This is a genomic window from Mobilicoccus massiliensis (genome assembly GCF_000826525.2).
GTDB classification, from domain to species: domain Bacteria; phylum Actinomycetota; class Actinomycetes; order Actinomycetales; family Dermatophilaceae; genus Mobilicoccus; species Mobilicoccus massiliensis.
The window spans coordinates 195,933-215,910 of the sequence record NZ_LN651331.1 but is presented as its reverse complement, the minus strand read 5'-3'; the positions used below and the strand labels follow the sequence as shown (position 1 = coordinate 215,910).

Sequence of the window (19,978 nt, the reverse complement as noted above, 5' to 3'; positions counted from 1 at the left end):
CGAGGGCTGCGGGACGAAGTGCGCGAGGTGACGGCACTCAGTCGAAGGGCCACGCCTCGACCATGCCCGCCTCGCGGCCCGGCTCGATGTAGAACTCCCGCCCGAAGCCGGTGCGAAAGTGCTCGATCGGGATGGCGAGGAACATGCCGATGTCGGTGACCTGACTCGCGTGGCAGGCGAGCGCGGCGCGTTTGGCGTCGACGGCGTCGCTGATGTCGACGGCCCAGTGGATCTCCGATTCCGGTGTGCCGAACGGATTCCCGTCGTCGGCCGGGCCGTCGACGTCCATTCCACGACCGTCGGCGGGCAGCAGACCTGCCTCCGCGGCCATCGCCATGACGCGTCGCAGGTGGTCGCGGTTCATCGTCGACTCCAGCACGCGGGGGCGGCGGGCCGCGAGGTCGGCGGCGCGGTGAGCGACCTGGTGGGCCTTGACGTGATCGGGGTGGCCGTAGCCGCCGTGCCAGTCGTAGGTGACGAGCACGTCGGCGTCCTCCTCGTCGAGGATCGCGGCGAGGCGCCCGGCGGCCTCGTCGAGGTCGGCGGTGTGGAAGCTGCGCTTGCCGGCGTTCTGCTCCCACCCCGTCATACCGGAGTCCTCGTAGCCGAGCCACGCCAGCCGTGCGGTGCCGGTGACCAGGGCGGATGCCTCGGCCTCCTGTCGGCGGCGCGCGACGAGGCTCTCCCCGGGAGCGAGGTCGTCCGGCACCTCCCCGTGATCGCCGTCGGTGCCGTACACGACGACGACCCGGTGACCCCGGCGAGAGGCGAGCGTCATGGTTCCGGAGGTCTGCGAGGCCTCGTCGTCGGGGTGGGCGTGGAAGAACACGATGGTCGACACGTTCCCCATGATGCGCGACCGGGCAACCGGCCCGTCAGCGTCCGCGGATCTCCGACTCCAGGCGGCGGTCGGGGATGAACCACAGCAGCGCCACGGCGACGTAGCACCCGATCGCGACGACCGAACCGGCCCCCGCCGGCAGGACGACGTCGTCGAGCAGCGCTGCCACGATTCCGGTCGAGTAGAGCACGAGCGACATCCTGTCCTTGCCTCCGATGCCGACGATGCTCGGCGAGTCACGTCGGAGAGCGCGGTGAGCGGGCGAGTCCTCCCCGGCCCCGTGGGACAGCACGACCTCCAGCAGGATGTAGGCGGCCGCCGCGAGCAGCAGGACGATGCCGTACACGAGGACGGGGGTGCGGGCGAAGTCGCTGCCGTCCATCCACCCGGTGGTGAAGGGGATGAGGCTCAGCCAGAAGAGGAGGTTGAGGTTGGCCCACAGGCCCGGGCCGCGCACGGTGTCGACCGCATGGAGCAGATGGTGGTGGTTGTTCCAGTAGATCCCGACGTAGGCGAAGCTCAACAGGTAACTGAGCAGACCGCCCCCGGTCGAGCTCCACAGCGAGGCGAACGTGTCGCCCTCGGGCACCTTCAGCTCGAGCACCATGATCGTGATGATGATGGCGAGCACGCCGTCGCTGAACGCCTCGAGGCGCGTGGTCGGCATGGTCTCTCCTCGTGTGGTCGAGCGGCGTCCGGTCGCCGGGCCGGACGCGCGACACCTCATCCTGCACGTCCGCGGCGTCATCGCCGATGCCTCTGCCGTGCCGCGCGGGTGCACTGTGGTCGCGTTCACGCTCCGGCGGAGTGGCTCGGCGATAGGGTCGGTACGACTTCGAACGCGGTGCGTCGGTACGACTTCGAACGCGGTGCGCACCTCGCCCCGCGCCCGCCCCGATGATCCCCCTTGAAGAGCCCCGAAGACACGAGGAGCATCCATGCAGATCACCCCGCAGACCGTCGCGATCATCACCGGCGGAGGGTCCGGCCTCGGGGAGGCCACCGCGCGCCGGCTCCACGCCGACGGCGCCGCGGTGGTCCTTCTGGACCTGCCGACGAGCCAGGGTGAGGCGGTCGCCACCGAGCTCGGTGACCGGGTCCGCTTCGTGCCGACCGACGTTCGCGACGAGGCCCAGGTGCAGGCCGCGATCGACGTCGCCAGGGAGCTCGGCGAACTGCGCATCGCCGTGTGCTGCGCCGGGGTGGCGACGCCGGGGCGCATCATCGGGCGCAAGGGCCCGCTGCCGCTCGAGACGTACAAGACGGTCATCGACATCAACCTCGTCGGCACGTTCAACGTGCTGCGCCTCGCCGCGAACGCGATGCTCGACAACGAGCCGGTCGACGGCGACCGCGGCGTCGTCATCATGACCGCCTCGATCGCCGCCTGGGACGGGCAGGTCGGTCAGGCGGCCTACGCGTCGAGCAAGGGCGCGATCGTCGGGCTCACGCTGTCGGCCGCGCGCGACCTCGCCGACAAGCACATCCGGGTCATGACCATCGCCCCCGGCACGATGGAGACGCCGATGATGGCGAGCCTGCCGCAGGAGACCAAGGACAGCCTCGGCGCGATGGTCCCCCACCCGAGCCGCCTCGGACGCCCCGAGGAGTACGCCGCCCTCGCCGAGCACATCATCGCCAACGGCATGCTCAACGGCGAGGCCATCCGCCTCGACGGCGCCCTGCGCATGCCCCCGCGCTGACGCACGGGCGCGGCCGCACACGCGCGCATCACGCGCGAACCCCGTCGACGTGCGCGGTCGACGTGCACGGATCGCGCATGGGTCTCGCCGAGGTGCGCGATCGAGCGCGTGACGCGCGAAGAATGCGAACGTGTGCGACATGACGACGCACACCTACGAGCTCGAGTTGGAGTGGACCGGTGACCTCGGTACCGGCACCTCCGGTTACCGGGACTACTCGCGCGACGTGCTCGCACACAGCGAGGGGCGGCCGACGTTGGAGCTCTCGGCAGATCGGCCGTTCAGAGGCGACCCTTCTCGCTGGAATCCCGAGGTGCTGCTGCTCGCGGCGTTGAGCGAGTGCCACCTGCTCTCGTTCCTGCACGTCGCGGTGATGCACGGGGTCACCGTCGTCGCCTACACCGACACCCCCGTCGGTGAGATGGAACAGTCGGGCATCGGCGGCCACTTCACCCGCGTCCTCCTGCGTCCCCGGGTGACGATCACCGACCCCGGGCACGCCGAACTCGTCCCTCGCCTGCACGAGGAGGCCGGAGCCGCGTGCTTCATCGCGAGCTCGATGAACTTCCCCGTCGAGCACGAGGCGATCACCGTCGTCCGCGACTGATCGGCATCGTCGTCCGCGACCGACCGGCACGGTCGTCCGCGACCGATCGGCCGTGGGAACGCCTCCCGGCGTGCCGGTATCGGCGCATGTGGACCGGTGCGCAATGATGAGCGGTCGAGTGCAGCCCAGCAGATCAAGGAGGCCGCCGCGTGGCGCGCAAGGAGCCGTCGCTCCTCGACGAGGACTTCGAGGAGAACATCGTCGACATCGACGTGCAGGACGAGATGGAGGGCGCGTTCCTCGAATACGCCTACTCGGTCATCTACTCCCGCGCCCTGCCCGACGCCCGTGACGGTCTCAAGCCCGTGCAGCGCCGCATCCTCTACGGCATGCGCGAGCTCGGGCTGCGTCCCGACCGTGGTCACGTGAAGTCCAGCCGCATCGTCGGTGAGGTCATGGGCAAGTACCACCCGCACGGAGATTCGGCGATCTACGACGCCCTCGTGCGCCTCGCCCAGCCGTTCACGATGCGCCTGCCGCTCATCGACGGCCACGGCAACTTCGGCTCGCTCGACGACGGCCCGGCGGCGGCCCGCTACACCGAGGCGCGGATGAGCCCGGCGGCCCTGCCCATGGTGGCCGGGCTCGACGAGGACACGGTCGACTTCGTCCCCAACTACGACGACCAACTCCTCCAGCCAGGAGTCCTGCCCGCGGCGTACCCGAATCTGCTCGTCAACGGCGCGAGCGGCATCGCGGTCGGTATGGCGACGAACATGGCACCGCACAACCTCGTCGAGGTCGTCGGTGCGGCACGGCACCTGCTCGACCACCCCGATGCGACCCTCGACGACCTCATGCGGTTCGTGCCGGGCCCCGACCTGCCCGGTGGCGGTCGGATCATCGGCCTCGACGGCATCCGCGACGCCTACGCCTCCGGCCGCGGCAGCTTTCGCACCCGCGCGACCGTGCGCATCGAGAACGTCACCCCACGCCGCAAGGGCATCGTCGTCACCGAACTGCCCTACCTCGTCGGACCCGAGAAGGTCACGACCAAGATCAAGGAGCTCGTGCAGGCCAAGAAGCTGCAGGGCATCCACGACCTCGTCGACCTCACCGACGGCGAACACGGGCTGCACCTCGTCATCGAGCTCAAGAACGGGTTCAACCCCGAGGCCGTGCTCGAGAAGCTGTACAAGCTCACCCCGCTGGAGGACTCCTTCGGCATCAACAACGTCGCGCTCGTCGAAGGGCAGCCGCGCACGCTCGGGCTCAAGGAGATGCTCAGCGTGTACGTCGAGTTCCGTCTCGACGTCGTGCGCCGCCGCACCCAATACCGCCTCGACCGCGCCCTCGAACGGCTGCACCTCGTCGAGGGCCTGCTCATCGCCATCCTCGACATCGACGAGGTCATCCAGCTCATCCGCGGCTCCGACGACGCGACCACCGCGCGGGCGCGGCTCATGGACGTCTTCGACCTCTCCGAGGCCCAGGCCACCTACATCCTCGACCTGCAGTTGCGCCGCCTCACCAAGTTCAGCCGGCTCGAGCTCGAGCGCGAACGCGACGAGCTCACCGAGCGCATCGAGATGCTGCGCCGCATCCTCGGCGACGATGCCGTTCTGCGGAGCGTGACCTCCGAGGAACTCGCCGAGGTCGCCCAGGAGCTCGGAACCCCGCGGCGCACCGTGCTGCTCGAGTCCTCGGGCGAGAAGACGACCTCGGCGGCCACTCCCCTGGAGGTCGGCGACGACCCGTGCTTCGTGCTGCTCTCCTCGACCGGCCTGCTCGCCCGCACGAGCGACCGCAGCAGCTTCGCCGCGGACGCTCCCCGGGCCAAGCACGACGACGTCGCCGCCGCCGTGCCGACGACCGCGCGCGGGGAGGTCGGACTCCTCACCTCCACCGGCCGCGTCGTGCGGCTCTCGGTGCTCGAGCTGCCCACTCTGCCCCCGACGAACGGTGCCGCCACCCTCGCGGGCGGCACGCCGGCGTCGGTGTACGTCGACTTCGCCAAGAACGAGGAGCCGGTGACGATCATCGGCCTCGACGAGCAGGCCGCGGCTCGTCCGGGCGTGGCGCTCGGCACGGCTCACGGCGTCGTCAAGCGCGTCGTGCCGGAGTACCCGGCGGGTCGGGACGAGTTCGAGGTCATCACCCTCAAACCGGGTGATGCGGTCGTCGGCGCGCGTGAGCTCGCCACGGGCACCGAGGAACTCGTGTTCGTCACCTCGGATGCGCAACTGCTCCACTTCGGCGCCGACAAGGTGCGCCCGCAGGGCCGCCCGGCCGGCGGAGTCGCGGGTGTCAAGCTCGGTGCGAAGGCCCGGGTCGTCCACTTCGGCGCCTACGACCCCACCGATGCCGGGAACGTCGTCGTCACCGTCGCCGGCTCGGCCGGTGGCAGCGCGAACCAGGCCGGCAGCGTCAAGGTCACCCCGCTCTCGGAATACCCCGGCAAGGGCCGTGCCACCGGTGGGGTGCGGGCGCACCGGTTCATCCGCGGCGAGGACGTGCTGCTCGGCGCGTACGTCGGTGCCCTCCCGATCCGAGCGGCGGGCAAGACGGGCAAGGCCCTCACGCTGCCGACGGAGTTCGGCCGCCGCGACGGCTCGGGCGTCGCCGCACCCGGCGTCATCGCCGGCCTCGCCCCAGGCAGCGCGACGGCGATGTGGACGGGCGCGACCGACACCGCAGGGGATGCGTCAGACACGTCAGGTGAGGGAGGCGCCTCCAGGGGCGTCAACGACGCCGCAGACGCGCCCGCCACGGCGAGCGGCTCCCCCGCCGACCGTCGTGTGGCCGGTCGGGTCACCGGGCTCGCGGCCGGAGACGTGCTGCCGGGCTTCGACGAGGCGTCGACCCCGCGCCCCCGGCCGCAGGTCGACCGCGACGACTACGACCCCGACTCGCTCGACGACGTCGTCCAGACCGGCGAGGAGTGAGCGCCTCGGGCACGACGCCGCCGGCCGTGCCCGAGGCCTCGATCGCTCAGCGCACCACGTAGAGGCGCCGGGCGAGCAGGAGGCCGCCGATCGACAGCACGGCCACCGCCATGTAGTACAGGCTCGGCGCCTGCAGGCTGTAGGTGACGAGCCAGGCCAGCACCGACGGTGCGAAGCCGCCGAGCAGGGTGACGCCGATGTTGTAGGCGAGCGACATGCCGGTGGTGCGGATGCGGACCGGGAACATCTCGGCGAGCAGCGACGGCAAGGGCGCGAAGTACGCGGCCATGAGAACTCCGAGGACGACCTCGACCACGATGAGCGCGCTCACCGACGGCGCGGCGGTCAGCACGGCGAACATGGGCCAGGCCACGACGAGCCCCACGACGGCGGCCACGAGCATGATGATCGACTGCCCGACGCGGTCGGCGAGCGCGCCGACGAAGGGTGAACCGACGAGCGCGATGAGGCCGGCCACCGCCGCTCCGGCGTACCCGCTCCACGGCGGCAGGCCGAGGTTCTTCTGCGCGAAGGTGGGCAGGTACGTGATGAGGTACACGCTCATCGTGGCCACGCCGACGCAGGCGGCGGCGGTGAGCACACGAGGCAGATGCCGGGCGAACGTCTCACCGAGAGGGGATGCCGCCTTCTCGGCCGAGGCGAACTCCGGGGTGTCGTCCATGCTCATGCGGATCCACAGACCCACCGGGCCGATGAGCAACCCGAAGATGAACGGGAGGCGCCACGCCCACGCGTGGAGGGTGACCGGGTCGACGAGGGTGTTGAGCAGGAACCCCGCGGAGGCCGCCATGAACATCGACGCGCCCTGGGTGGCCACCTGCCACGAGGCGTAGAACGCCTTGTGCTCGGCCGCGTTCTCGGTCATGAACGCCGTCGCCGATCCGAACTCGCCGCCCGCGGAGAATCCCTGGATGAGGCGCGAGACGACGATGAGCAGCGGGGCCGCCACGCCGATCGTCGCGTACGTCGGGGCGAAGGCCATGAGCGCGACGCCGAGCGTCATGAGCGCGATGGTCAACGTCAGCGCTGCCTTGCGCCCGTGCCGGTCACCGTGGTTGCCGATGACGATCGCGCCGAGAGGGCGGATCAGGTAGGAGACCCCGAAGAGGCCGAACGTGATGATGAGCCCGATCGGGTCCTCGAGTTCGGGAAAGAACAACTTGCTGATGACCGGCGCCATGAAGGCGTAGACGATGATGTCGAACCATTCGAGCGCGTTTCCCAGGGAGGCGGCGAACACCGCCTTGCGGGCGCGGGCACGCTCGTCCGGTCTCAAGGCCGGGGCGGCGCTCACGCCTCACCGCCCTGCGACAGGTGCGCGAGGAGCCGGCTCATGAAGGCCTCGCACTCCTCGATCTGGGCGAGTTCGACGTACTCGTCGGCCGCGTGGGCCTGCGCGATGTCACCCGGACCGCAGACGACGGTCTCGATGCCGGAGCCCGAGAACTGGCCGGCCTCCGTGCCGTACGTGACCTTGCCCTCAGACGGCACGCCGCCCCAGGCCGCCACATCGCCGATCGCGGCGGCGTCGGCCGGGGTGTCGAGCCCCGGCACCATCGCGAGGATCTCGAGCTCGGCGTCGGCAGCGGGGTTCTCCGCCTGCATGCTGGCGCGCAGATCGTCCACGGTCGTGCGGAGCCGGTCGACGACGTCGGTGGGTTCGACGGCGGCGATGGAGCGGAACTCCATCTCGACGACGCACCGGTCGGGCACGGTGTTCTGCGCGATGCCGCCGTCGATCCGGTTGACGCTCATCGTCGTGTACGGCACCGGGTACGCCTCGTCGAACGGCCCGTTCTCGCGCCAGTCGTCGGCCATCCGGCGGGCGGTGGTGACGAAGCGCGCGGCGTACTCGATGGCGTTGACGCCCTGAGGGGTGAGCGAGGAGTGGGCCGCGACACCGGTGAAGACGATGCGCAGGACGTTGATCGACTTGTGAGCGCGGATGACCTGCATCGTCGTCGGCTCGCCGACGACGCACAGCCTCGGGGCGAGGCCCAGATCGGCGATCTGCTTGACGATCTGCGCTCCCCCGAGGCAGCCGACCTCCTCGTCGTACGACAGCGCGAGGTGCAGCGGCTGGGCGAGCTCGGCCTCGACGAACTGCGGCAGCAGCGTCAGCGCCACCGCGGAGAACGCCTTCATGTCGCACGTTCCACGGCCGTAGACGCGGCCGTCGCGCACGGTGGCGGTGAACGGGTCGGACTGCCACTTCTGGCCGTCGACGGGCACGACGTCGGTGTGACCCGAGAGCATCACGCCGCCGCTGCGCGAGCCGTCCGCGGCCGGCACCGTGACGATGAGGTTGGCCTTCGTGCCCCCGTCGTCGTGGAAGATCTGCGGCTCGAGGCCGAGCCCACGCACGCGCTCGGCGACGAGCTCGATCAGGGGGAGGTTGGAGTCGCGGCTCGTCGTGTCGATCCCGACGAGCTTCTCGAGCCAGGGCCAGGAGGCGGGCAGGGCATCGGTGGAAGGGGTTTCGGTCATGCCGGCGATTCTTGCAGCCGGCACCGACAACGCCGGCTCACGTCCACCCCGGCACGTCGGGGCTCAGTCGGTGTCAGTCGGTGTCCTCGTCCACCCAGTCCAGCGTCTTGGTCACGGCCTTCTTCCAGTTGCGCAGGAGCCGGTCGCGCTCGCCCTCCTCCATCCGAGGCTCCCATCGCTTGCCCTCGGCCCAGTTGTCGGTGACGTCCTGCTCCCCCTCCCAGAACCCGACGGCGATCCCCGCCGCGTACGCCGCACCGAGCGCGGTCGTTTCCGCCACCTTCGGTCGCACGACCGGCACACCGAGGATGTCGGCCTGGAACTGCATGAGTTCGTCGTTGGCCGTCATCCCCCCGTCGACCTTGAGCTCGGAGAGCTCGACGCCCTCACTCGCGGCGTCGGCGATCATCGCGTCCATGACCTCGCGGGTCTGGAACGCGGTGGCCTCCAAGGCCGCTCGGGCGATGTGGCCCTTGTTGACGTACCGGGTGAGCCCGACGAGCGCCCCGCGTGCGTCCGAGCGCCAGTGCGGGGCGAACAGCCCTGAGAACGCCGGCACGAAGTACGCGCCACCGTTGTCGTCGACGGTCGCCGCGAGGCGCTCGATCTCGGGGGCGCTGGAGATGAGACCGAGGTTGTCGCGCAGCCACTGCACGAGCGAGCCGGTGACGGCGATCGACCCTTCGAGCGCGTAGACGGCATCGGCGTCGCCGATCTTGTACGCCACGGTCGTGAGCAGGCCGTTCTCGCTCGTCACCGCCTCCTCACCGGTGTTGATGAGCATGAAGTTGCCGGTGCCGTACGTGTTCTTGGCCATCCCCTTCTCGAAGCACGCCTGCCCGAAGGTCGCGGCCTGCTGGTCGCCGAGGTCGCCCGCGATCGGCACACCGGTGAGCAGCCCGCGGGAGCGGCCGGTGCCGTAGACCTCCGAAGAGCTCTTGATCTCGGGCAACATCGACATCGGGATGCCCATGTCGGCGCAGATCGACTCGTCCCAGGAAAGCGTGCGCACGTTCATGAGCATCGTGCGGGAGGCGTTGGTGACGTCGGTGACGTGGACGCCGCCGTCGGTGCCGCCGGTGAGGTTCCACAGCACCCAGGTGTCGGTGGTGCCGAACAGCAGGTCGCCGTTCTCGGCCCGTTCGCGCGCGCCGTCGACGTTGTCGAGGATCCACTTGACCTTGGGCGCGGAGAAGTACGTCGCGAGCGGCAGGCCGCAGATGTCCTTGTAGCGGTCCGGGCCCTCGTCGCCCGCGAGCTCATCGCAGATCTTCTGGGTGCGGGTGTCCTGCCAGACGATCGCGTTGTAGACCGGCTCACCGGTCGACTTGTCCCACACGACTGCCGTCTCACGCTGGTTGGTGATGCCGACCGCCGCGATCATGTCCCTGTTCGCCTCGCCCTGCGCGAGGCACCGGGCCGTGGCCTGGCGGATGTTCGTCCAGATCTCCTCGGGATCGTGCTCGATCCACCCCGCTCGGGGAAAGATCTGCTCGTGTTCGAGCTGGCCGGTGGAGTGGATCGTTCCCTCGTGGGTGAAGAGGATCACGCGAGAGCTCGTCGTGCCCTGGTCGATGGCGAGGACGTACTTCTTGTCGGTCGTGCTCATGGTGGGGCTCCTTGGGTCACGTCGTCGTGAGGAAGGGCTGAGGTGGTCAGGCCGGGATGAGGACGGCGGCGGCGAGTCCGGCGAGTGCGCCGCCGACGAGGGGGCCGACGATCGGCACCCAGGCGTAGGCCCAGTCGCTGTCACCCTTGCCCTTGATGGGCAGCACGGCGTGGGCGATGCGGGGCGGGAGGTCACGAGCGGGGTTGATGGCGTACCCGGTCGGGCCGCCGAGCGAGAGGCCGATCGCGACGACGAGCAAGGCGACCGCGAGCGGGCCGAGCTGCGTGGGGGTCTGTCCGAACGCGAGGATCACGTAGACGAGCACGAACGTGGCGACGATCTCGGTGAGCAGGTTCCACCCGTAGGAGCGGATCGCCGGGCCCGTGCTGAACACGCCGAGCTTCACGCCCGGCTCGGTGGGCTCGTCGAAGTGTTTCTTGTAGACGAGGAAGCACGCGACCGCGCCGAGGAAGCCGCCGAGCATCTGCCCGGCCAGGTAGGTGAGCGTGCTCGCCGGCGTGATCGGCACCATCGGGGCGTACTCGGCGGCGCCCTTCGCGAGCAGCCCGATCGTCACGGCCGGGTTGAGGTGGGCCCCGGAGAGCCACGCGACCCACACTCCGCAGTAGACGGCCAGACCCCAGCCGAACGCGATGACGATCCAGCCGCTGTTCTGCGCCTTCGAACGCGGCAGGGTGACGGCGGCACAGACGCCCCCGCCCAGGAGGATGAGGACGGCGGTGCCGAGGACCTCGGAGACGAAGACGTCTCCGAGCCCGGGAGGTGCTGCGGCGGCGTTGGCGAGCACGGTCACGGTGGTTCCTTTCGTAGCCGGGGACGGCCCGGACGACGATCGAGGGGTGGAGCGACCGGACGCGCGGACGTCCCCCCCGAACACGTCGAGGACGTCGTGCAGGCCGAGGAGGTCGTGCGCGCCGGGTCGAGGATGAGGCCTAGCGCTTGGCCTCCCCCGGTGTGCGCGGATCGGTCTCGGTCGCGCTCTCCTGCGGGGCGTTCGAGTCCGTGAGCAGGACGTCGACGAGATCGCCAGCGCGGCCGCGGACGGCCGAGGCGGAGGCGTCGTCGTGGCGGCGCGCGGCGGCGTCCTCGGCCTCGCACCGGTCGCGGTAGGCGCCGATCTCGCTTCGGGTGGTCGTCTCGTCCCAGCCCAGCTCGGCGGCCGCGAGGGCGGCGATCTCGTCGATCGCGTCGAGTGCGTGACCGCGGACCTCGTAGGTGAGTCGAGTACGCGTCACCATGAGGTCGGAGAGGTGCAGCGCGCCCTCGTGGGTGATGCCGTAGACGATCTCGGCGCCGATGTAGGCGTCGGCTCCGGGCAGGGGACGCGCGAGCTCGGGGCGGGCGTCGACGAGCTCGAGCAGCTCGGGGAGGCTGGATCCGTAGCGGTGCAGCAGGTGCGCCATGCGGAACCGGTCCCAGCCGTACTTCTCGCCGATGCCGTCGGCGCGGGTCGCGAAGGCCGCGAACCCGACCGCGCCGATGAGGGGGGTCTTGTGCGACAGCGACGGCCGCTTCTTCGCCTCCTCGTCGCCGAGCACGAAGTCGACGGCGTCCTTGGCCATGACCCGGTAGGTCGTCAGCTTGCCGCCGGCGATCGACACGAGACCCGGGGTCGACTCCATCACGGTGTGCTCTCGGGAGACCTTCGAGGAGCCGCCGCCCTCGGTCTTCGGCTGGAGCAGCGGACGCAGCCCCGCCCACGTGCCGATGACGTCGTCGGGGGTGAGGGGGTCACGCAGGATGCGGTTCGCCTGGCCGATGACGTAGTCGATGTCCTCGACCGTCGCGACGGGGTGCACGAGGTCCTCGTGGTAGGCGGTGTCGGTCGTGCCGATGACCCAGTACCGCGACCAGGGGATGATGAACAGCACCGAGGTCTTGGTCTGCAGGATGATCCCGGTCGTCCCGTCGATGCGATCCCGAGGGACGACGATGTGGATGCCCTTGGAGGCGAGCACCTTGAGGCCGCCGTCGGTGCCGGCGAGCTGCTGGGTGCGTTCCGTCCACACGCCGGCGGCGGCGACCACGGTGCCGGCGCGGATGTGGAACTCCTCGCCCGAGATCGCGTCGCGGACGCGCGCGCCGTCCACCCGGCCGGAGACGTCCTTGGTGAGCTCCAGCACCTCGGTGTGACTGGCGGCGGCCGCGCCGTAGGAGACGGCCGTCCGCACGAGCCCGAGCACGAGACGGGCGTCGTCGACCTGGCCGTCGTAGTACTTGATCGCCCCGACGGCGACGTCCGACCTGATGCCGGGGAAGGCCTTCGCCATGCCCGGACGCCCGAGGTGACGATGCGTCGGCACGGCGCGATTCTCGGTGCCCACCGTCGCGAGGATGTCGTAGAGGCCGACGCCGGCAGCGACGTACGGACGCTCCCACTGGTGCTCGAGGGGGTAGAGGAACGGCACGGCGCGCACGAGGTGGGGCGCGAGCCGGTCGAGCAGGAGGCCACGTTCGACCAGTGCCTCAGCGACGAGCTTGAAGTCGAGCATCTGCAGGTAGCGCAGGCCGCCGTGGACGAGCTTGCTCGAACGGCTCGAGGTGCCGGCGCCCCAGTCCTGAGCCTCGACGAGCGCGACGTCGAGACCGCGGCCGGCGGCGTCGAGCGCGATGCCGGCTCCGGTGACGCCGCCGCCGACGACGAGGACATCCACCTTCTCCCTGCTCATCCGTTCCAGGGACTCCTCCCGCTGGGAGCGGTTCAGTCGATCGTGCGCCATGGTCGTCCTCCTGAAAGTCGAGGTCCTCTCGGCCGGAGCGGCCGGCGGCGGCCGCGGTCCGGCCCTGGTGTGCACCGCTTCTCGGCCCCGCCACTCCCCACTCTGGCGCCTGACGGCCATGCGTGCATCCTGTGTGCACGAACGTGCACCTAGACTCCTGACCCGTGAACGAAAGCGATCTCGTCGACGTCGCCCACGCCTATTACGTGCGGCGAGAGACGATGACCGCCATCGGTCGACGGTTGGGGGTCTCCCGATCCACGGTCTCCCGGATGCTCGACGAGGCCCGATCCCAGGGCGTCGTCCAGATCACGGTGCGCAGCCTCGGACGTGCCCCCGCCGAGCTGCGACGACACCTCGACCGGCTCGGCGTCACGTGCCACGTCGTCGACGTGCGGCCGGGCGCCGCGCCCAGGGCCCGCCTCGAGGCGGTCGCCCGCACGGCCGGCCACCTCGTGAGCTCGCTCATGGACGACGGCCACTCCCTCGGGATCGCCTGGGGCACGACGACCTCCGCGGTCGTCGACCACCTGCAGGCCAAGCCGCTGCGCGAGGCCACCGTCGTCCAGCTCAACGGGGCCGCGAGCAGCTGGAGCAGCGGCATCACGTACGCGGGAGACATCCTCACCCGGGCGGCCGCCGCCTACGATGCGCACGCCCACCAGTTCCCGACCCCGGCGTTCTTCGACGACCCGGAGGTGCGGCGCCTGCTGTGGCGCGAGACGTCGGTCCGACGGATCCTCGAGCTGCAGCGTCGTCTCGACGTCGCGCTGTTCGGCGTCGGCAGCCTCACCGCCGAACTGCCGTCCCACGTCTACGCCGCCCACTACCTCACCGATGCCGACCTGCGAGAACTGCGCGAGCAGGAGGTCGTCGGCGACGTGTGCACCGTGTTCGTCCGCGAGGACGGCACCCACGCCGACATCGCCCTCAACGAGCGTGCGAGCGGCCCCACCCCCGAACAGCTGCGCGAGCTCCCCCGCCGGGTGTGCGCCGTCAGCGGGCCCGCCAAGGTTCCGGCGCTCGTCGGCGTGGTGCGATCACGGGCGATCACCGACCTCGTCGTCGACACCCCGACCGCGGCGGCACTGGTCCGGCACCTCGACAGCCACCCTCGCGCCGCGGCTAGGCTGACGGGATGAGCGAGCGCCGCCCCCGCATCCGTCACCGCGCACCCGCTCCTACCTCGTGCGCGGGGATGTGGGCGGGTGCCGCCGAACCCGCCTGGGGTACCGCCGCGCCCGCGACGTTCTGGGTGGCGCTCGAACAACGCGGCCCCTGGGGGCACAAGGCGCTCACCGAGTCCCGCCTCGATCCCGCGATCGGCCGCGCCCTCGAGCGGTCCTGCGCCGCCGCCGGCGGCCGCGCCCTGCTCATCCGGCGGCCCGACGACCACCGGCTCGCCGAGGACGTGCCCGAGCGACGTCGGCTCTACGTCTCCGGCGGCATGCCCGCAGGTGCGCCGTGGCTGCTCACGGCCGACATCGAGGATCCGGCGGTCGTGCTCGACCTGCCCTTCGAGCTGCTGAACGAGGCCGACCCCGAACCGGTGATCGCGGCGATCCCGGCCCTGCACCGAGACGTGGACTCCGTGCTGCTCGTCTGCACCAACGCCCGACGGGACGCGTGTTGCGCCGTGCTCGGACGACCCGTCGCGCTCGAGGCCGCCACGCTGCGCCCCGACCGGGTCTGGGAGTGCACGCACACCGGCGGTCACCGGTTCGCCGCCACCGCCGTCGCTCTGCCCACCGGCGCCACGCTCGCCCGCCTCACCACGGATCTCGCCGTGGCCGCGGTCGACGCCACCGCGCGGGCCGAACTCCCGCCCGAACTCCTCCAACCGCAACACCAGCGGGGCCTGTCGCACCTCTCGCCGCCGTGTCAGGCGGCCGACGCCGCGATCCGGTTCGCCGTCGAGGAGACCGACGTCCTCGGCCTGACCTCCTGGGTCGTCACCTCCGGCCCGGAGCCGAGCGACCCGATGACCATCGCCGTCTCGCGTCGCGACGGCCGCGAATGGCTCATGCGGGTCGTCAAGGAGTACGACGCGAGCACCCTGCGCAAGAACTCCTGCGTCACGGCCGCGGTGCCCGCTGAGAGCTGGCGCGTGACGCTCGCGGCGATGACGTAGATCAGGAGTACGGACGACCCTCGCGCAGCCGCTTGAGCTCCTCCTGCTGCAGACGCAGCTTGGTGACGCTGTCGGGGGTGTCGTCGCGACCGATGCCGAACGCCCGCGTGATGCCCCAGAGCACGACGCCGATGACGAGTAGCACCCCGCCGACGACGTAGTCCTGGGTCTCCCGCCCGCTGAACGGGCTGGCGAGGAACCCGGCCGTGAGCGCGCCGAGCACCGAGACGATCGTCGGGCACTTGAAGTGCTCGTGCTCGACCTTGTCCTTGCGCAGGACGAGCACGGCGACGTTGACCACCGTGAACACCACGAGCAGGAGCAGCGACGTCGTGCCGCCGAGGGCCTTGAGGTCGGCGAACCACACGAGCCCGATGGCGAGGATCGTCGTGAAGATGATGGCCACCCACGGCGTGCGCCGGCTCGAGAGAACCTTGCCGAGCCCACGCGGCAGCACGCCCTCGTGGGCCATGCCGTACAGCAGACGCGACGCCATGAGCATGTTGATGAGCGCGGTGTTGGCCACGGCGAACATCGTGATGATCGCGAAGATGCCGATGGGGAACGCCGGCGCACCTGCCTCGACGACCTTGAGCAGCGGGGTCTCACCCTCACCGAGCTCGGCGACCGGCACGAGCGTCACCGAGGTGATCGCGACGAGCACGTAGACCACGCCGGTGATCGTGAGCCCGGTCAGCATGATCTTGGGAAAGATGCGCGCCGGGTTCTTGGTCTCCTCGGCCATGTTGACCGAGTCCTCGAACCCGACCATCGCGAAGAACGCGAGCGCGGTGGCCGCCGTGACGGCACTGAACGCGCTCTCCCCCTCGGGAATCTCGATGTGGCTGAGGGTGGACACGTCGCCCTTGCCGCCGGAGAGGGCAATGACGCCGATGGCGATGATGATGAGCAGGCCCGAGAGCTCGACGCACGTGAGCACGACGTTGACCTTGACGCTCTCGCTCACACCCCGCAGGTTGATGATCGCGACGAGCAGCACGAAGCCCACGGCCACCGCGAGCTTGAGCAGGTCGGCCCCGTCGGGCGACCACCCGGCCGCGGAGGCGAGGTTGCCCGCGAACGCCTTGGCCGCGCTGCCCGCCGAGGTCAGGCCCGAGCACATCACCGTGAACGCGACGAGGAACGTGACGAAATGGACGCCGAAGGCCCGGTGCACGTACACCGCGGCGCCACCCGCCTTGGGGTACTTGGTGACGAGCTCCAGATAGCTCATCGCGGTGAGGAACGCGACACCGAACGCCAGCAGGAACGGCAGCCAGACGGCCCCGCCGACCTCCTTGGCGACCTTGCCGGTGAGCGCGTAGACGCCGGTGCCGAGGATGTCGCCGACGATGAACAGCAGCAGCAGACCCGGCCCGATGCGGCGGACGAGCCCGGGCTCACCGCCTCGGCCATCCCCGGCCTCGGCCGGGTCCGCACCTCCGTAGGCGGCGTTGACGTCGTCGGTGTCGCTCATGGAAACCCCAGTGTTCTCGATGATGTGCAACGGCGGGATATGCCAGGCGGACGATCTGCCCGAGATGCGACGCTATCAGCGCCCTGCCGCCTCACGGGGCTTCATCACGCGTCGATTCGTTCACGATCGAGGTAGTCGGCGGCGTCGACGAGGAAGTCCTTGCGGGGGGCGACCTCGCTGCCCATGAGGAGGTCGAACGTGCGCTCGGCCCGTTCGGCGTCGGCGAGGGTGACCCGGCGCAGGGTGCGCAGCCGCGGGTCCATCGTCGTCTCGCGCAACTGCGCGGCGTCCATCTCCCCGAGACCCTTATACCGCTGGATCGGCTCCTTGTAGCGGCGGCCCTTCTTGGCGAGCGAGGCGATGGTGCGGCGCAACTCGTTCTCGTTGTACGTGTAGACGAGTTCGCTCTTGCGAGCCCCCGAGCCGAGCACCTCGATGCGGTGCAGGGGCGGCACGGCGGCGTACACCCGGCCGGCGGCGACGAGGGGCCGCATGTAGCGGAAGAACAGGGTGAGCAGCAGCGTGCGGATGTGCGCCCCGTCGACGTCGGCGTCGGTCATGATGATGACCTTGCCGTAGCGGGCCGCCGCGAGGTCGAACGTGCGCCCCGAGCCCGCGCCGATCACCTGGATGATCGAAGCGCACTCCGTGTTCTTGAGCATGTCGGCCACGCTGGCCTTCTGCACGTTGAGGATCTTGCCGCGGATGGGCAGCAGCGCCTGGAACTCCGAGCGCCGCGCGGCCTTGGCCGTGCCCATGGCGCTGTCGCCCTCGACGATGAACAGCTCGGTGCGGTCCTGGTCGTTGCTGCGGCAGTCGTACAGCTTGCTCGGCATCGAGGAACTCTCGAGCGCGTTCTTGGTGCGCTGGTTCTCTCGGTGCTGGCGAGCCGAGATACGGGTCTTCATCTCGGCGACGACCTTCTCGAGCAGCGTCGTCGACTGCGTCTTGAGGTCGCGTTTGGTGGAGGTGAGCACGGCGGTGAGCTCGCGTTCGGTGACGCTCGAGACCACCTGGCGCACGGCCGAGGTGCCGAGCACCTCCTTGGTCTGGCCCTCGAACTGCGGCTCTGCGAGGCGTACGGTCACCACCGCGGTGAGGCCGGCGAGGATGTCGGCCTTGTCGACCTTGTCGCCACCGACCTTGAGGCGGCGCGAGTTCTCTTCGAGCTGCTTGCGGAACACCTTGAGCAGCGCCTGTTCGAACCCGGTGTAGTGGGTGCCGCCCTTGGGCGTGGCGATGATGTTGACGAACGAGACGACCTTGGCGTCGTACCCCGTGCCCCACCGCAGGGCGATGTCGACCTCGCACGTGCGCTCGACGTCGGTCGCGGTCATGTGACCGCGCTCGTCGAGCACCGGCACGGTCTCGGTGAACGACCCCTGCCCCTGCAGACGCCACACGTCGGTGACCGGCGGGTCGGCGGCGAGGAAGTCGGTGAACTCCGCAATGCCGCCTTCGTAGCGGAAGACCTCCTCGTGCGGGTCCTCGGCCCCCGGGGTCTCGGGCAGACCGCGCTCGTCGCGCACGACGATGGTGAGCCCCGGCACGAGGAACGCCGTCTGTCGCGCCCGTGAGACGAGCTCGTCGTAGGAGAAGTCGGCGTTGCGCAGGAAGATCTGGCGGTCGGCCCAGTACCGGACCCGCGTGCCCGTGACCCCGCGCTTGACCTTGCCGACGACGTCGAGCTCGCCGCGCTCGACGAACGGCGTGAACGTGGACTCCGGCGACGGGCCCTGCGGCCCGTCCTCGAACCGGCCGGGCTCACCGCGGTGGAACGTGAGTCGGTGGGTCTTGCCACCTCGATCGACCTCGACGTCGAGGCGCGAGGACAGCGCGTTGACGACGCTCGCGCCCACACCGTGCAGCCCGCCGGAGGCCATGTAGGAGCCCCCACCGAACTTTCCACCGGCGTGGAGCTTGGTGAACACGACTTCCAGCCCCGACAGGCCGGTGCGTGGTTCGACGTCGACCGGGATGCCGCGGCCGTCGTCGCGCACCTCCACCGAGCCGTCGGCGTGGAGCACGACCTCGATACGCGAGCACACGCCGGCGAGCGCCTCGTCGACGGCGTTGTCGATGATCTCCCACAGGCAGTGCATGAGCCCACGGCCGTCGGTGGACCCGACGTACATGCCGGGACGCTTGCGGACCGCCTCCAGGCCCTCGAGGACCTGAAGGTGCCGCGCGGTGTACGACTCGCCAGTGCTCAACGACGTTCCTCCTGCTCGTTCCCGGCCGTTCTGCAGCCGGTGGTGAGGGTATCCGCCGCCACCGACAACCCCTCGACAGGCTCGCCGACGAGGGCGAACGGGCCGGTGTCCCGACGGGGATCGAGGGGCGCCGCCTCAAGGTCGGTGGCGACAAGGTCGACAAGGCCGACATCCTCGCCGGCCTCACCGCGGTGGTGACCGTACGCCTCGCAGAGCCGCAGTTCGAGGGCCCGAAGGGTGGGGAACAACTCCGCATGCTTCACTGTTGAAGCAGGCGACAACAGCCCGCGCCACCGGCGCCCGACCATGACAAGGAAGGCTTGACGTGACAGCTGCACTGGCCCCTAGCCTGACCACGGCCGACCGTTGCGACCGCTGCGGCGCTCAGGCCTACATTCGTGCCCGCCTCGAATCGGGCGGAGAACTCCTGTTCTGCGCACACCACGGTCGCGCCCACCTGCCCAAGCTGGCAGACGTCGCCACCGAGATCGTCGACGAATCCGACCGGCTTCTCGACGACGCCACGGCCTGAGTCGTATCGACCACGAAGACCCCGTCGGCGGGCCGCTCCTCCTGGTGAGGGGCGGCCCGCTCGCATGTCCGCCGGGGGCTTCTCGTCGTCCGTGCACGCACCATGGACGCGAGCCCGTGCGGGTAGGGTGCCATCGTGCTCATCGCCGCCACCGTCATCGCCGGACTCGCCATCGCCGTGGGCCTGGTGGGAATCATCGTCCCCGTGCTGCCCGGCCTGCTCCTCGTCGTGGCGGCCGTCGTCGTGTGGGCGCTCGTGGCGCAGCACGCGATCGCCTGGGGGGTGCTCGTCATCGCCCTCGCCCTCGCGGCCGCCGGCTGGACCCTGCAGTACATCGTGCCCACGCGGCGGATGCAGGCGTTCGGAGTTCCCGGACGCACCCTGCTCATCGGTGCGGTCGCCGGCGTCGTCGGCCTGTTCCTCCTGCCCCCGCTCGGCCTGCCCATCGGCTTCGTGCTCGGCGTGTTCGGCGCGGAGTACGCCCGCCTGCGCTCGGCGGAGGCCGCCTGGCCCTCGGCGATCCACGCCCTCAAGGCCGCCGCGATCAGCTACGGCATCGAGCTCACGACCGCGTTGATGATCGGCATCGTCTTCGCCATCGGCGCCTCCCTCGTGCTCAGCGGCAGCCTCGACGCCGTGCCCTCCCCGGCGGTCTGAGCGCCGTCGGCACACGCCGCCCGAGGAGTGGATCGACCTCAACCCCCTGACCGGCCAGGGCGACCTACGCGTCA

At 70.4% G+C, this 19,978-nt stretch carries 17 protein-coding genes; 7 read left to right on the top strand and 10 right to left on the bottom strand.

What is annotated here, in order from left to right:
* Positions 1–37 precede the first annotated feature (37 nt).
* Both BN1197_RS13895 and BN1197_RS13890 read right to left on the bottom strand, forming a co-directional pair.
* On the bottom strand, positions 38–850 hold the full coding sequence (locus BN1197_RS13895) for a PIG-L deacetylase family protein (RefSeq protein ID WP_176489769.1): 813 nt from the start codon (positions 848–850) through the stop codon (positions 38–40).
* Positions 851–875: 25 nt separating this feature from the next.
* Positions 876–1,508, bottom strand: coding sequence for a TMEM175 family protein (locus tag BN1197_RS13890; protein ID WP_040160679.1), 633 nt, complete (start codon positions 1,506–1,508; stop codon positions 876–878).
* A 271-nt stretch (positions 1,509–1,779) separates the two neighbouring features.
* Here BN1197_RS13890 and BN1197_RS13885 point away from each other — a divergent pair, with 271 nt between their 5' ends.
* The 3 genes from BN1197_RS13885 to BN1197_RS13875 all read left to right on the top strand — a co-directional run bounded on the left by BN1197_RS13885 (position 1,780) and on the right by BN1197_RS13875 (position 6,036).
* Entirely contained in the window at positions 1,780–2,544 is a 765-nt protein-coding gene (locus BN1197_RS13885) for an SDR family NAD(P)-dependent oxidoreductase (protein WP_040160677.1), read from the top strand.
* 139 nt (positions 2,545–2,683) lie between these two features.
* Positions 2,684–3,151: an OsmC family protein gene (locus tag BN1197_RS13880; RefSeq protein ID WP_040160675.1), complete on the top strand. Its 468-nt coding sequence runs from the start codon at positions 2,684–2,686 to the stop codon at positions 3,149–3,151.
* A gap of 149 nt (positions 3,152–3,300) precedes the next feature.
* Positions 3,301–6,036, top strand: a complete 2,736-nt coding sequence (locus tag BN1197_RS13875; protein WP_040160673.1) for a DNA gyrase/topoisomerase IV subunit A — start codon at positions 3,301–3,303, stop codon at positions 6,034–6,036.
* 46 nt (positions 6,037–6,082) lie between these two features.
* Here the strand turns inward: BN1197_RS13875 and BN1197_RS13870 are convergent, their stop codons facing one another.
* From BN1197_RS13870 to BN1197_RS13850, 5 genes are all read right to left on the bottom strand, one after another.
* On the bottom strand, positions 6,083–7,351 hold the full coding sequence (locus BN1197_RS13870; RefSeq protein ID WP_052466762.1) for an MFS transporter: 1,269 nt from the start codon (positions 7,349–7,351) through the stop codon (positions 6,083–6,085).
* Positions 7,348–8,544 (bottom strand): acetylornithine deacetylase, encoded by a 1,197-nt coding sequence (gene argE / locus BN1197_RS13865; protein WP_040160671.1) that lies wholly within the window; start codon positions 8,542–8,544, stop codon positions 7,348–7,350. Before argE ends, BN1197_RS13870 begins: the two co-directional genes overlap by 4 nt.
* Positions 8,545–8,617: 73 nt before the next feature.
* Positions 8,618–10,153 (bottom strand): glycerol kinase GlpK, encoded by a 1,536-nt coding sequence (gene glpK, locus BN1197_RS13860; protein WP_040160669.1) that lies wholly within the window; start codon positions 10,151–10,153, stop codon positions 8,618–8,620.
* A 46-nt stretch (positions 10,154–10,199) separates the two neighbouring features.
* On the bottom strand, positions 10,200–10,967 hold the full coding sequence (locus BN1197_RS13855) for an MIP/aquaporin family protein (RefSeq protein ID WP_281253133.1): 768 nt from the start codon (positions 10,965–10,967) through the stop codon (positions 10,200–10,202).
* A 139-nt stretch (positions 10,968–11,106) separates the two neighbouring features.
* Positions 11,107–12,894, bottom strand: coding sequence for a glycerol-3-phosphate dehydrogenase/oxidase (locus BN1197_RS13850; protein WP_052466761.1), 1,788 nt, complete (start codon positions 12,892–12,894; stop codon positions 11,107–11,109).
* Positions 12,895–13,058: 164 nt separating this feature from the next.
* Here BN1197_RS13850 and BN1197_RS13845 point away from each other — a divergent pair, with 164 nt between their 5' ends.
* On the top strand, positions 13,059–14,036 hold the full coding sequence (locus tag BN1197_RS13845; protein WP_040160667.1) for a sugar-binding transcriptional regulator: 978 nt from the start codon (positions 13,059–13,061) through the stop codon (positions 14,034–14,036).
* A complete protein-coding gene (locus tag BN1197_RS13840) occupies positions 14,033–15,025 on the top strand; it encodes a ferredoxin family protein (protein ID WP_082043918.1) in 993 nt (330 codons plus the stop codon). Before BN1197_RS13845 ends, BN1197_RS13840 begins: the two co-directional genes overlap by 4 nt.
* A 1-nt stretch (position 15,026) precedes the next feature.
* Here BN1197_RS13840 and BN1197_RS13835 read toward each other — a convergent pair whose 3' ends face one another.
* From BN1197_RS13835 to BN1197_RS17885, 3 genes are all read right to left on the bottom strand, one after another.
* A complete protein-coding gene (locus tag BN1197_RS13835) occupies positions 15,027–16,502 on the bottom strand; it encodes an APC family permease (protein ID WP_040160665.1) in 1,476 nt (491 codons plus the stop codon).
* A 104-nt stretch (positions 16,503–16,606) separates the two neighbouring features.
* Positions 16,607–18,715, bottom strand: coding sequence for a DNA gyrase/topoisomerase IV subunit B (locus tag BN1197_RS13830; RefSeq protein ID WP_040160663.1), 2,109 nt, complete (start codon positions 18,713–18,715; stop codon positions 16,607–16,609).
* Positions 18,712–19,053 carry a hypothetical protein gene (locus tag BN1197_RS17885; RefSeq protein WP_245851948.1) on the bottom strand — a complete coding sequence of 114 codons (342 nt, stop codon included), beginning with the start codon at positions 19,051–19,053 and terminating at the stop codon, positions 18,712–18,714. Before BN1197_RS17885 ends, BN1197_RS13830 begins: the two co-directional genes overlap by 4 nt.
* Between BN1197_RS17885 and BN1197_RS13820 the strand changes: the two genes are divergently transcribed.
* Positions 19,041–19,247: a DUF7455 domain-containing protein gene (locus BN1197_RS13820; protein ID WP_040160659.1), complete on the top strand. Its 207-nt coding sequence runs from the start codon at positions 19,041–19,043 to the stop codon at positions 19,245–19,247. The two genes, BN1197_RS17885 and BN1197_RS13820, sit on opposite strands and share 13 nt — an antisense overlap.
* 135 nt (positions 19,248–19,382) lie before the next feature.
* Complete coding sequence (locus BN1197_RS13815) at positions 19,383–19,904, top strand: DUF456 domain-containing protein (protein WP_040160657.1); 522 nt, start codon at positions 19,383–19,385, stop codon at positions 19,902–19,904.
* Positions 19,905–19,978: the final 74 nt, after the last annotated feature.

What these genes read in the sequence shown, in the direction of transcription:
- BN1197_RS13895 (WP_176489769.1), bottom strand. Translation starts at nt 850, where the DNA reads ATGGGGAACGTGTCGACCATCGTGTTCTTCCACGCCCACCCCGACGAC.
- BN1197_RS13890 (WP_040160679.1), bottom strand. Translation starts at nt 1,508, where the DNA reads ATGCCGACCACGCGCCTCGAGGCGTTCAGCGACGGCGTGCTCGCCATC.
- BN1197_RS13885 (WP_040160677.1), top strand. Translation starts at nt 1,780, where the DNA reads ATGCAGATCACCCCGCAGACCGTCGCGATCATCACCGGCGGAGGGTCC.
- BN1197_RS13880 (WP_040160675.1), top strand. Translation starts at nt 2,684, where the DNA reads ATGACGACGCACACCTACGAGCTCGAGTTGGAGTGGACCGGTGACCTC.
- argE (WP_040160671.1), bottom strand. Translation starts at nt 8,544, where the DNA reads ATGACCGAAACCCCTTCCACCGATGCCCTGCCCGCCTCCTGGCCCTGG.
- glpK (WP_040160669.1), bottom strand. Translation starts at nt 10,153, where the DNA reads ATGAGCACGACCGACAAGAAGTACGTCCTCGCCATCGACCAGGGCACG.
- BN1197_RS13850 (WP_052466761.1), bottom strand. Translation starts at nt 12,894, where the DNA reads ATGGCGCACGATCGACTGAACCGCTCCCAGCGGGAGGAGTCCCTGGAA.
- BN1197_RS13840 (WP_082043918.1), top strand. Translation starts at nt 14,033, where the DNA reads ATGAGCGAGCGCCGCCCCCGCATCCGTCACCGCGCACCCGCTCCTACC.
- BN1197_RS13835 (WP_040160665.1), bottom strand. Translation starts at nt 16,502, where the DNA reads ATGAGCGACACCGACGACGTCAACGCCGCCTACGGAGGTGCGGACCCG.